The organism is Synechococcus sp. CS-1326, from assembly GCF_025128115.1.
Classification (GTDB): Bacteria; Cyanobacteriota; Cyanobacteriia; order PCC-6307; family Cyanobiaceae; genus Regnicoccus.
On sequence record NZ_JAHLYV010000002.1, the window covers coordinates 104,582 to 116,928 of the forward strand.

Genomic DNA, 12,347 nt, shown 5'->3' on the forward strand with positions numbered 1-12,347 from the left:
CATCGATCAGCAAACCCACATCCCAGCCGATTCCGCGCCGACAAGGGTCTTCGCTGATGTATTGCAGAAGGCATCTCTGGCAGTTGGAGCTTCCTACGGTGCAAAAAAGCTGGATTTCTTGCTGAGCTGAGCAACGGCCTGCCCCCTGGCTCTTGTTATTTGCGAACTGTTCCATTCAGCCCTAATTCCCCATGACAACCATGCCCGCCACCGCTGCGCAGACGGACATCTCAGCCACCGGCGGGTTGCCTCTGGGCAACTCCGAGCCGATCAGCACCGAAGAGATTCAGCTGCTGGATGCCTGGTGGCGGGCCGCCAATTATCTGGCGGTCGGGATGATTTATCTCCAGGACAATCCCTTGCTGCGGGAGCCCCTGGCCGCCGAACACATCAAGAACCGGCTGCTGGGGCACTGGGGCTCCAGCCCTGGGCAGGCCTTCATCTGGGCCCATGCCAACCGGTTGATCCGTCAGCGGGACCTGGAGATGATCTACCTGTCGGGCCCAGGCCACGGCGCCCCCGGGGTGCTCGGCCCCACCTATCTCGATGGCAGCTACAGCGAGATCTATCCCGATAAGTCAGAGGATCTCGAAGGACTGCAGCGGTTCTTCAAGCAATTCTCCTTTCCAGGTCACATCGGCAGCCACTGCACTCCGGAAACCCCCGGCTCGATCCATGAAGGCGGAGAACTCGGCTACGTGCTCTCCCATGCCTGTGGAGCCGTCTTCGACAACCCAGACCTGATCGCCGTTGCCTGTGTCGGCGATGGCGAAGCCGAAACCGGCCCGCTGGCCACCTCCTGGCACATCAACAAGTTCCTCAACCCGATCTCCGACGGCGCCGTGCTGCCGGTGCTCCACCTCAATGGCTACAAGATCGCCAATCCCACCCTGCTGGCCAGGATCAGCCATCAGGAACTCGAGCAGCTGATGCGGGGCAACGGCTGGAATCCGCTGTTTGTGGAGGGCCACGAGCCCGAGGCCATGCACCGGGCCATGGCGGCGGCGATGGATGCGGCCGCCGACCAGATCCTGGCCATCCGCGCCCAGACCCGCAGCAGCGGCGAAGCCGTTCGACCCGCCTGGCCGATGATCGTGCTGCGCTCACCGAAGGGCTGGACCGGTCCGAAACAGCTCAACGGCAAAAAGCTGGAGGGCTTCTGGCGCTCCCACCAGGTGCCGCTGCCCAACCCCAAGCACGACAGCCAGCAGCTGGCCATGCTGGAAGAGTGGCTGCTGAGCTACCGGCCCACGGAGCTGTTCAGTCCGGAGGGCACCCTGTTGCCCCACCTGAAGGCACTCTCTCCGCTCGGTTCCAGGCGGATGGGCTCAAGCCCCCACGGCAACGGTGGCCTGCTGCGCCGCAAGCTGCGCCTGCCCCCGATCGTCGATTACGCCGTGGCGATCGAAGCTCCAGGGCAGGTGGAAGCCGAGAACACCGCTCCCCTCGGCGCCCTGTTGCGCGACACCATCGCCAGCAATCCCGATTCGATGCGGGTATTCGGGCCGGATGAAACCGCCTCTAACCGGCTGCAGGCCATCTACGAGGTGAGCAAGAAGGTCTGGATGGAGGAGTTCCTCCCGGAAGATCTCAACGGCAGTGAACTGGCCCGCGAAGGCCGGGTCGTGGAGATGCTCTCCGAACACACCCTGGTGGGGATGATGGAGGGCTACCTGCTCACCGGCCGCCACGGCTTCTTCCACACCTACGAGGCCTTCGCCCACGTGATCGCCTCGATGTTCAACCAGCACGCCAAGTGGCTGGAATCGTGCATCCACCACGCCCCCTGGCGCGCTCCGATCGCCCCCTGGAACTGCCTGATCTCCTCAACTGTCTGGCGGCAGGATCACAACGGCTTCACCCACCAGGACCCCGGCTTCATCGACCTGGCCGGCAACAAGAGCGGTGAGGTGGTGCGGGTCTACATGCCGGCCGACGCGAACTGTCTGCTGGCAGTGGCCGAAGAAGCGTTCCTGGAAACGAACGTGTGCAACATCATCGTTTCCGATAAGCAGAAGCATCTTCAATACCTTTCCATCGAGCAGGCCCGTCGGCACGTGGCCAAGGGGATCGGCCTCTGGAGCTGGGCCAGCAACGACGACCGCGCCGATCAACCGGATGAACCGGATGTGGTGATGGCCTGCGCCGGCGACATTCCCACCAAGGAAGTGCTCGCAGCCGTGGAGATCCTCAACCATGAGATCCCCACCCTCAGGATCCGGGTGCTGAACGTGGTCAAGCTGTTCGCCCTTTGCGAGCCGAGCGAGCATCCGCATGGGCTCTCCGATCGCGATTTCGACAGCCTCTTCACAACAGACAAGCCGGTGATCTTCAACTTCCACGGCTATCCCTGGCTGATCCACCGTCTGGCTTACCGCCGCACGAACCATGCCAACATCCATGTGCGCGGTTACAAGGAAAAGGGCAACATCAACACGCCCCTGGAGCTGGCGATGAACAACCAGATCGATCGTTTCAACCTGGTGATCGATGTGATCGACCGGGTCCCGTCCCTGGGATCCCGCGCTGCCCACGTCAAGGAACGGATGAAGGAGGAGATCCTCGGGCACCGCGCCTATGCCCACATTCACGGGATGGATTCACCCGAGGTCACCGATTGGCGCTGGGGTCTGAGCCCTGGACCTGATCCGGTCTGACGCGGCCTGATCAGGCCTTCCCATTTCGCTTCTCCCCTCCCCTGCTGCCGCTGCCATGACCAACCCCGTACTCAGCCAGCTGAGGCTTCCCACTCCGGGCTGCCAGGACGACCCGGAGCGGAGCGGACTCACCGCCGACGGGGTGTTCGACGGCATGGCCGAGCACCTTTTTTACACGCTCGGCAAGCTCGCCCCCACCGCCAACCGCCACGACCTGTATCTGGCGCTCAGCTTCGCCGTGCGCGACCGGCTGATCACCCGTTATCTGGCCGGGATCGAAGCGATCAGCGCCACACCCACCCGGGTGGTGGCCTACCTCTCCGCCGAGTTCCTGATCGGTCCGCAGCTGGGCAACAACCTGCTGATGCTCGGCATCCAGGCCGAAGCGGCCGAGGCCCTGGAGCGGTTCGGGATCGGCACGCTGGATGAAATCCTCGATGTGGAAGAGGAACCCGGGCTGGGCAACGGCGGACTCGGCCGTCTGGCGGCCTGCTATCTGGAGTCGCTGGCCAGCCTGGAGATCCCCGCCACCGGCTACGGGATCCGTTATGAGTTCGGCATCTTCGACCAGCTGATCCGCGATGGCTGGCAGGTGGAGATCACCGACAAGTGGCTCAAGGGTGGCTGGCCCTGGGAGCTGCCCCACCCCGACCAGGCCTGCTATGTGGGCTTCGGCGGCCACACCGAGAAGTATCGCGATGACAAGGGCCAGAACCGGGTGCGCTGGATCCATGGCGAGCAGGCGATCGGCATTCCCCACGACGTGCCGGTGCTCGGCTATCGGGTCAACACCTGTGACCGGCTGAGGCTCTGGCGGGCCGAAGCCACGGAAAGCTTCGACTTCTACGCCTTCAACGTCGGGGATTACTACGGGGCTGTGCAGGAGAAGGTGAGCATGGAGAATCTCTCCAAGGTGCTCTACCCCAATGACGGCACCGATGAAGGGCGCCGGCTGAGGCTCAAGCAGCAGCACTTCTTCGTGAGCTGCAGCCTGCAGGACATGCTGCGCAGCCTGGAGCTGCGCGGCCTGCCGGTGAGCGACTTTCCCCTGCACTGGGCCGTGCAGCTCAACGACACCCACCCATCCATCGCCGTGGCGGAGCTGATGCGGCTGCTGATCGATGAGAAGCAGCTCGAATGGGAGCAGGCCTGGGCGATCACCAGCAGCTCCCTCGCCTACACCAACCACACGCTGTTACCGGAAGCCCTGGAGAAATGGGGCCTTGATCTGTTCGGCAGCCTGCTGCCCCGCCATCTCGAATTGATCTACGAGATCAATGCCCGCTTCCTCCAGCAGGTGCGCCTGAAGCACCCCGGCAACGACCAGTTGCTCAGGACCGTTTCGATCATCGATGAAACCGGCGGCAAGGCGGTGCGGATGGCCAACCTGGCCACGGTGGGCTCCCACCATGTCAATGGGGTGGCGGCCCTGCACAGCGAACTGGTGCGCACCCAGCTCTTTCCGGAGTATGCCGCCCTCTGGCCAGAGAAGTTCACCAATGTCACCAACGGGGTGACGCCGAGGCGCTGGATTGCCCTGGCCAACCCGCGGCTGCGCAACCTGCTCGATGAAGCGATCGGCCAGGAGTGGGTCCGCGATCTCTCCGAACTTCAGCGGCTCGAATCCTTCGCCGGCGACAGCGCCTTCCTGGAGCGCTGGGGCGCCACCAAGCTGGCCGTCAAGACCGACCTGGCCCAGTACATCCACCGCTGCAACGGCCTGCTGGTGGACCCGTCCTCGCTGTTCGATGTGCAGGTGAAGCGCATCCATGAGTACAAGCGCCAGCACCTCAATGCCCTCCAGGTGATCGCCCACTATCTGCGCATCAAGAACGGCCTGGCCGATGGCCTGGCGCCGCGCACGGTGATCTTCGGCGGCAAGGCGGCACCGGGCTATTACCTGGCCAAGCTGATCATCCGTTTCATCAACGGCATCGCCGAGACGGTGAATTCCGACCCCGACATGGCCGGGCGACTGCGGGTGGTTTTCCTGGCCGACTACAACGTGAAGCTGGGCGAGCGGGTCTATCCGGCCTCCGATCTCTCCGAACAGATCTCCACCGCCGGCAAGGAGGCTTCCGGCACCGGCAACATGAAGTTCGCCATGAACGGCTCACTCACGATCGGCACCCTTGATGGCGCCAACGTGGAGATCCGGGAGCGGGTGGGAGAGGAGAACTTCTTTCTGTTCGGCAAGACGGCCGCCCAGATCGATGCCCTCGCCGCTGGGGGCTATTGCCCCTGGGAATTCGCCACCAGCGTTCCGGAGCTGCCAGAGGTGCTCAGGCTGGTGGAGCAGGGCCACTTCAGCAACGGCGACGGCGATCTGTTCAAGCCGCTGCTGGAGAACCTCACCGGCCGCGACCCGTTCTTCGTGCTGGCCGACTTCAGCGACTACCTGCGTGCCCAGGCCGATGTGAGCGCCGCCTGGGGCAACCGTCATCAGTGGAACCGCATGTCGCTGCTCAACACCGCCCGCAGCGGCTTCTTCTCCTCCGATCGCTCGATCCGTGAGTACGCCAGCCGGATCTGGAAGGCCGAGCCGTTCCCGGTCACGATCAGCTGCGCCTACGAAGACCGGAACCACAGCGGCAGCTGAGCGCACCATGACCCCGGAGCTGGCGCTGGTGCTCAACGTGGGGAGCTCCAGCCTCAAGGCCTGCCTGATCGACCGCGATGGCGAGCGGGTCTGGCAGGAGCAAACCAACTGGGCCAGCGGGGGCCAGAGCGCCGGGCCGGCGGGGGCGCTCGGAGGCTGGCTGCCCCGGGCCCTGGCTCCCTGGCTGGATCAGATCACCCTGGTGGGCCACCGGGTGGTCCACGGCGGCGAGCGCTTCGTCGCCCCCACCCCGATCACCCCGGAGCTGGAAGGTGAGCTGGAAGCCCTGGTGCCGCTGGCCCCACTCCACAACGGCGCCGCCCTGGCGGTGATTCGCTGGCTGGGTCGTGCCTTCCCTGCCCTGCCCCAGTGGGCCTGCTTCGACACCGGCTTCCACAGCAGCCTGCCGGAAGCGGCCTACACCTACGCGATTCCGGCCAGCTGGCGGGCCGGCGGCCTGCGCCGTTTCGGCTTCCACGGGCTCAACCATCAACACATCAGTGAGGTGGTGATGGCCCAGCAGGGGCATCCCCCCAGCCTGCGGCTGATAAGTTGCCATCTGGGTGCCGGCTGTTCGCTGGCGGCGATCCGGGATGGCCGCAGCATCGACACCACGATGGGCTACACGCCCCTGGAGGGCCTGGTGATGGCCAGCCGCAGTGGCTCGGTGGACCCGGGTCTGCTGCTGCATCAACTGCGCCACGGCCTGGGAGTGGATCAGCTGGAGCGGGACCTGCAGCAGGGCAGCGGCCTGCTTGGCCTGTCGGGCCTGAGTGGCGACATGCGCGAGCTGCGGCAGGCCGCAGCTGCCGGCCATGCCAGGGCCGGCCTGGCCCTGGAGGTGTTTCTGCATCGCCTCCTGCTGGCGATCGGCGCGATGGCCGCCAGCCTGGGGGGAGTGGAGGTGATCGCCCTCAGCGGTGGCATCGGCCAGAACGACCGCAGGCTCCTGGACGATCTCAACGAGCGCCTGGCCTGGCTCCAGCCCGTGCAGCTGGTTCAGGTTCCCGCCGAGGAGGAAAAGATGATTGCCCGGCTCTGCCGGCGGGCTAGCCGCGATCGGGCAGATCGGGGGTCTGATGGAGGAGGCGATTGAGCCGCAGCCGATCCGCATTCAGGGGATCGGGGGCCAGCTCACCGGCGACTTCGCGGAACTTCTTCTCGACCTCCTCAGGCACCCGCACGTCGAAGATGCGCTCCATCAAGGCTTCGATCGAGAACAGATGGGCGTTGATGTTCTCCAGATCGCCGATCGCCTGCTGCATGGAGTCCGCCTCGCCCGCATCGGCGCCGGCTCCGGGGGCCGTGGCTGAAACACCACCACCGGGAGCCTGAGCACTGCTCTCGTGGGTGGTTCTGGGCGTGGAGCTGTCGGCCTCCTCCTCGCCGTGCTCCTTCTGCAGTTCCTCCAGAACCCTTCCAGCCAGGGTGCGAAACGACTGCAGCGCAGCCCAGTTGAGCTCCTGCTGCTGGCGCAGGGTGGCGTGTTCGCGGATCAATCGGTCGTGTTCCCGATAAAAACGCTGACAATCAGGGCATTGGCAGGCCTCTTCTGGCACCGAGCTCCCTTTTTCCTTCTGGTCCCCATCATGGCATTGCGGGCCATGCCTGATGGTCAGGCCACTCCGGAAAAGGGCTCACCGTCACCATCTCCATCCTCCAGGCCGACCGGGCTTTCCTCCTGGGCGGCGGGCAGGGGAATCTCGATCGAGCTCACCACCTGGATCACATCCCGCAGCCGCATGGAATCGGCGAACCAGCCCATCGCCTGCTCCATGTCGCCGTGGCGCTCGGCTTCCCCGGCCTGGTCTTCGTGGGCTTCCGAGAGCAGCGCCAGCCAGCAGAGGCAACGGGCCTGAACCACGGAGAGATCCAGTTCGGCGGGCTGACTGCGGGCGATGCGCTCGCTTTCCTGTTGGACCAGCAATCTCAGCCGCAGATCGTGAAGCTGGGTCATCGGACGGGGACGACTCGACTCACACTAGGCGCGGTGAGCGCAATTTGCAGGGCGCTACAGGTGGTGCACACACATGGTTGATGCCACAGAGTACGCATCACCAGATTCATGGGTGGTCTGTCCCGATGCCCCGAGAATACGCCAAGAAAAGAATATAAAGAATGGCAATCAAGCGAAAGTACTTTCCAGGGGCAGCCTGCGTGGAAAGCCCGACTAATCTGATTTTGCCTTTTTACCAAACCTGGCGAGGCACTTCATTGCAACTACCCGTACAGGGTCAGCCGGTTCACTGGAATCTGTACAACGCTGAAAACAAAAATGGGCCATCAATGTCGCCATTGGCATGGACTGATTCACCTTGAGGCAAGCATTGATCAACACGTTTTCTTCCTCACCAAAGAAAACTCTGTTCTGTTTCCCACAACTGACCCCACCTTTGTAAATCTGCTGCTATGAATCCAGTTCAGTTCTGGCCAAAGCCCACATGGACCAGGGCTTGTATCGCCCTGCTCGCAGCTATTTTGATTGCCATCCCATCAGTGGAGGCAGTCAAAATGGCAATTCAAAATACGAAAAATCTAGGCTCCCAGATAAATGTTTTCGACGCGAGAACATTGAAAGAATATCTCATCCAGTTTCGCAAGCAGCATCCAATCATTCTCGGGCTATTCAGCAACGCCGGCGGAGATTTCTACCTGTTCATTCCAGGACAGAGCGATCCCATTCGTGCCGATTGCGTATCTATTTAGTATCAGGCCGTTTAGGGAATCTCGCAATATTGCCATTATCGAGGCAGCCCTGAGAAGATACAGTAGCATCCTCTGCACGCGCTGATTCGCCTGGTGACTGGCATCCATGACTTCAAGACGGGACGATTATCCAGCAAACTGATGATCAGGCAGCCAGCGATAGCCTTGAGGAGCAGTTCAGGTAACGCAGGAAGTTGCCTGTCAGATTACGCAGTCCCCACCAAGCCTTTGTTCTGGCAAGTCCAATCCGCCTTGTCAGCCAGGGCCGACTGAAAGTCAAGCACAAGGGGACTGGTGCGGCCATGCTGGTGCCGGTTTTATCGGGACTTCTCCCGTCCATTAGCCCAGCCTTCTGCCAGTGCTGATCTGATCGCCTTTCTGCAGGCCCTCCCAGAAGGCCGCAAGCGCCGAGGGTGCGTTATCCCCAGTGGCTGCTGCTGTTGTTGGCGATTCTTGGCATCCTGAGCGGCTGCCGCAGCGCCCGTGATCTTGAGCGCTACTCCTTCGGAGAAGGCTTCGCCTTTGCCAAACGGCATCACCAAGAATTCAGCGCAGCTCTGGATCTGAAGATGCCCATCTCGCCCTGTGATTCCACCTTCCTCTACCTGTTTGAGCGGGTGGAGCTGGAGGAGCTCTTCGGGATGCTCTGGGAATGGATGCTTGCCCAGATCGCAGATCAGGAGAAGGATTTCGACCAGCTGATCTGTGATGGCAAGACCCTGCGGGGTTCTGCCGCACAGCTCGATGGCCCCGATAGCGCTACGCGCTTTGTCACCCAGGTCACGCTCTACGCCCGGGAGCTGGGTGTGGCGATCGCCCAAACATCATTCGACACCGGCGAATCCCACGAGCGCACTGCACTCAAGGCCCTCCTCGGAACCCTGGAGCTGGAGGGTGTGCTGATCCAGGCTGATGCGCTGCACACCTCACCGGCGTTTTTCAACTCGCCACCGGACAAGGGGCTTGACGCTGAACAGGTGAGCACCGGCCGACGAGATGGAAAGCCATTTCGCCATGTGCACTTGTTCATGACCAACTTGCGCATCCGTCCAAAAGCGTTGCTGCGCCTGGTGCGACAACACTGGGCGATCGAAAACCAGTGGCACTGGCTGCGCGACACCCAGCTCGGCGAGGATGCGCACCGCTACACCCAACGCAACGGCGTACAGGTACTGGCCCTGCTGCGCAGCTTGGCCCTCAATCGCCTGCGCAGCAATGGCTTTCGCTCAATCCGCGCTGGCCTGATGGCCGTGGCGCATGACATCAACCAAATGTTCGGCTGGGTTGGTGCAAAATCCGCACAGACGGGATGAATTGACTTTCAGTCAGCCCTGGGGGAAATGGGGGAGATCAGGAGCGCTGGTGTAGACAGAGGACATTATTAGTGATAGCATCTTAAGGAAAAATCCAAAATCATGGCCCGATTTCGTCCCAAATTGCTGCCAATTCTACTGGGAGCTGGCTGCTCCGCTGGCGTGTCGCTGACAACCGCGCAACCTGCTGCCGCTATACAATATGTTTTTACCAGCGCAATCAATGGGGGCGGAAATACAAATCCAGGCGCTACATATGTGGACACCAGTTCCGCAAATGGCGGTCCATTCAACGGATTTGTGAGGGGATCTTTCGACTTTGTCGGTGGAGTCTTTTCAAATGTATCTGTCACTGCCAACTGCTTCGATGGGGCATCAGGCCAAGGCAACCCTTGTGATGTTTTCGGTCCTTCCAACAATACCAACACGGTTACATTTATCGGGACTGTTGTGGCCTACAATGGCGTCAACCAAATCACATTCAAAAACTCAGCGGCATCAGGAACAGATGTTCTTCGCATCATTTTTGCGGGTGGAGCGCTGGTGAATGCCCCCGCCACCAGAAATCTGACTGCTTCTGGTAGTTATTTTTGCAGTTCCAGCACTGGCGGTGGCCAAAATCTAGACTGTGCTGGGGATGAACAAGCAAGATTTACAACTTTCACTGGATCCTTACGCGCGGTTCCTACGCCTCTATCAGCCTTGGCACTGTTGCCGGTTGCTTGTCTGAGCTTCTTCCGAAAGCGGTACAGCACATTGATCGCCAAATCTTCACTCTCTGCTCTGGATTAGAACGATTCAGAGTTTTCGAAGGATTCAGCTCCAACACGGCGCCCGCAGAGGCGGTGATCGATTGCACTAACGAAGCCAAGGAGCACCTTTCATTCTATTTCATGACAAGAAATACTATTTTTAAGACAAGAAATACGGTTCATCCTCGCTGCAGCCAAGGGATCTGAGCCAACTCGAGGGGTTGATCTTTCACGGCAGCCAGCCAGAGCGCTCGGCGTGCAGGCATTGAACCAACGTGTTTCGCAGCCCTTGTCACTGGGTCCGGTGCAGGGGCTACGGCATCTTCAATCAGATCACGGCGACTGCGGCAGCGCTGCTCGGCGAGGGCCCTGCGGTTGGTGGAACGATGAAACGGGGCTGGCGGGACTCGAACCCACGACCTACGGTTTAGGAAACCGCCAGAAGGCATTGCAGCGAAGGCGGTTTTATGATGACTTGCCTGGCCACTTGCCTAAATGGATCAATACCAGTCGACCTTTTAAGACTCATGTGATCCTCGATCAACCAGTGGTGCCAGCTGAAGACCCCCCTCAATCCGGTCCGACCTCTGCCAGCAAAGGTGACGCCGCTCCATCAAACGTTGTACCCAGATCGTGACGAGTGATTCCGCTCCATTGCCCATCTGAATGGTTCCTCATCAATGCTTATGATGGAACCTGAGCACAGGATGGGTCCCGAGGCCATAGAGAGGGCGATCAACTACCACCAGCTGCGGCTGGATCGGACGTTGCATGTGGTGGTGACGCTTCTGGAGCGCACGGGGTCCTGCTGCCCAACACCAGCAACCGACAGAGTAGGGGGGGCACTGGCGGCACTACAACAAATCAACCAGAGGCCTGCCACACCTTCCTTCACCCCTGGGATGGTCCAGAACACTTTTGTTGCAACGGGATCGGAGGCAAGGGGTGGACGTTTCAAGTGGGGGGGCTGCCGGAACAGATCGGGAGCAGCCCTCCAAGGGGGCAGATCAGGAGCACTGAATTTGCTTTGAGGGAGCGGACCCTATGACTCAGCGCATATGAAGGCCTGCGCCACAAGGGATTGTCATGGTGCTCTGGCGGTTACGACCACAGAACAATGTTTCAGCAAAGGCTCAAGTGCGACAACCAGCTGTCACGAACCGGATAACAGATCTAGTTGCCAAAAAACTCCATCCATTGCCTTTCTTGTCGTCCTTGCTGAAGGACTTGTCAACCACAGCATAACGAAGACCAACAGTCGTAAGCGCACATACTTCAAGGGGGAAGGGATCTGAGCTATTCCAGCCTGCAATGTCTGTGGCATCTTTCGTGGGCCTTGTGACGCTGCTGGTAGATACCAGAAGTACTCTATCTTTCATCTTCTCGGATGGCAGGATCTGTCCGACCAAATCAGGCTCAAAACGCCTGATAGCAATAGTCTCGCCCTTACCATTCATGAACTCTTCTGGTGGTGGGCTTGAAGAGCTGCCGTGGTCATCACCAGGTTGTTACTCAGGTTCAGGCACCACATCCGGAGGGCTGGTCTCTGGATCCCACTTGGCTACTACTTCTCGCTGATGTTCCCAGTACTCGCGGTTGAGCCAAAGGCTCTGGCCAATTTCACTATCTAGTTTCTTGCAGCGATTTAGTTCATCAATGACGCTAACCGCCGCTTCCAAGTGTTGATCTGCTTCACCGCTTTCCCTTTTTTCTGAGCAAGCAACTTGGTCAGTAGTTGCACGGTGCGATGATACCTTTCTTGCATCTGTTGAAGACAGGCTGTAGCTGCAGCCTCAGAGAGGTTGCTTGCATGGCCCATTTATTGGGAATGACAGTCAAGCTCCTCTGCAATTTGCTTTGGATACATCGCATCAGCGAGTCCATCAGTCAACATCATGGCCGTTTGCCAGGCCTCGTCCATGGTTTCCCAATAGAGGTAGTCATTCACCGTCGCATCGAGCAAATCACCCGATCAAAACATAGATGCAAGGGGGGTGTGGTGTGCCCATCTCGTCGAAGAATCGAGTCGAGTTGGCTCTGTTCCAATGGCTAGTCCTGCAAGGTTCCGAAGATGAAGCTGGCAATCAGAAAGGCATTTGGGTATTGGCCTCCGCGCTTTTTGCCTGAATCCGATTCCCTTTGTATGTGCCTGACTGCCCGATGTCAACTACATAGGCGGCCGCGAAGCGGTTGTCGTCGATCACCAGCAGGGCGTAGCGGTCCAGCTTGGTGAGGGCCCTGGCCAGGGCGTAGTCGGCCTTGGCGCGTTGCAGCTCCTGCACCAGCGTGGTGGCGGAGAAGAAGCGTGCCGGGCGGTCCA

At 60.5% G+C, this 12,347-nt stretch carries 8 protein-coding genes and 1 pseudogene; 6 read left to right on the plus strand and 3 right to left on the minus strand.

Annotated features, from left to right (window positions below; all coding sequences use genetic code 11):
• Positions 1-191 precede the first annotated feature (191 nt).
• The 3 genes from KQ307_RS00605 to KQ307_RS00615 are packed head-to-tail and all read left to right on the plus strand — an operon-like array spanning position 192 to position 6,352.
• Positions 192-2,657, plus strand: coding sequence for a phosphoketolase (locus KQ307_RS00605; protein WP_399241676.1), 2,466 nt, complete (start codon positions 192-194; stop codon positions 2,655-2,657).
• 55 nt (positions 2,658-2,712) lie between these two features.
• Positions 2,713-5,256 carry a glycogen/starch/alpha-glucan phosphorylase gene (locus KQ307_RS00610; RefSeq protein WP_259726604.1) on the plus strand — a complete coding sequence of 848 codons (2,544 nt, stop codon included), beginning with the start codon at positions 2,713-2,715 and terminating at the stop codon, positions 5,254-5,256.
• 7 nt (positions 5,257-5,263) lie between these two features.
• Positions 5,264-6,352 (plus strand): acetate/propionate family kinase, encoded by a 1,089-nt coding sequence (locus KQ307_RS00615; protein ID WP_259726605.1) that lies wholly within the window; start codon positions 5,264-5,266, stop codon positions 6,350-6,352.
• On the opposite strand, the gene KQ307_RS00620 is transcribed toward KQ307_RS00615, so the two are convergent.
• On the minus strand, positions 6,306-6,815 hold the full coding sequence (locus KQ307_RS00620; protein ID WP_259726606.1) for a hypothetical protein: 510 nt from the start codon (positions 6,813-6,815) through the stop codon (positions 6,306-6,308). The two genes, KQ307_RS00615 and KQ307_RS00620, sit on opposite strands and share 47 nt — an antisense overlap.
• Before the next feature lie 56 nt (positions 6,816-6,871).
• Positions 6,872-7,213, minus strand: a complete 342-nt coding sequence (locus tag KQ307_RS00625) for a hypothetical protein (RefSeq protein ID WP_259702449.1) — start codon at positions 7,211-7,213, stop codon at positions 6,872-6,874.
• Between the two features lie 452 nt (positions 7,214-7,665).
• Here KQ307_RS00625 and KQ307_RS00630 point away from each other — a divergent pair, with 452 nt between their 5' ends.
• From KQ307_RS00630 to KQ307_RS00640, 3 genes are all read left to right on the plus strand, one after another.
• Positions 7,666-7,962 carry a hypothetical protein gene (locus tag KQ307_RS00630; protein ID WP_259726607.1) on the plus strand — a complete coding sequence of 99 codons (297 nt, stop codon included), beginning with the start codon at positions 7,666-7,668 and terminating at the stop codon, positions 7,960-7,962.
• A gap of 617 nt (positions 7,963-8,579) precedes the next feature.
• Positions 8,580-9,275, plus strand: a complete 696-nt coding sequence (locus KQ307_RS00635; RefSeq protein WP_259726608.1) for a transposase — start codon at positions 8,580-8,582, stop codon at positions 9,273-9,275.
• A gap of 162 nt (positions 9,276-9,437) precedes the next feature.
• Positions 9,438-10,067: a hypothetical protein gene (locus tag KQ307_RS00640; RefSeq protein WP_259726609.1), complete on the plus strand. Its 630-nt coding sequence runs from the start codon at positions 9,438-9,440 to the stop codon at positions 10,065-10,067.
• Between the two features lie 2,044 nt (positions 10,068-12,111).
• Here the strand turns inward: KQ307_RS00640 and KQ307_RS00645 are convergent.
• Positions 12,112-12,347 (minus strand): annotated as a pseudogene (locus KQ307_RS00645) (hypothetical protein); the annotation flags it as partial.

Bases quoted from the DNA above. Each gene is read 5' to 3' on its own strand.
- KQ307_RS00605 (WP_399241676.1), top strand. From the start codon at position 192: ATGACAACCATGCCCGCCACCGCTGCGCAGACGGACATCTCAGCCACC.
- KQ307_RS00610 (WP_259726604.1), top strand. From the start codon at position 2,713: ATGACCAACCCCGTACTCAGCCAGCTGAGGCTTCCCACTCCGGGCTGC.
- KQ307_RS00615 (WP_259726605.1), top strand. From the start codon at position 5,264: ATGACCCCGGAGCTGGCGCTGGTGCTCAACGTGGGGAGCTCCAGCCTC.
- KQ307_RS00625 (WP_259702449.1), bottom strand. From the start codon at position 7,213: ATGACCCAGCTTCACGATCTGCGGCTGAGATTGCTGGTCCAACAGGAA.
- KQ307_RS00630 (WP_259726607.1), top strand. From the start codon at position 7,666: ATGAATCCAGTTCAGTTCTGGCCAAAGCCCACATGGACCAGGGCTTGT.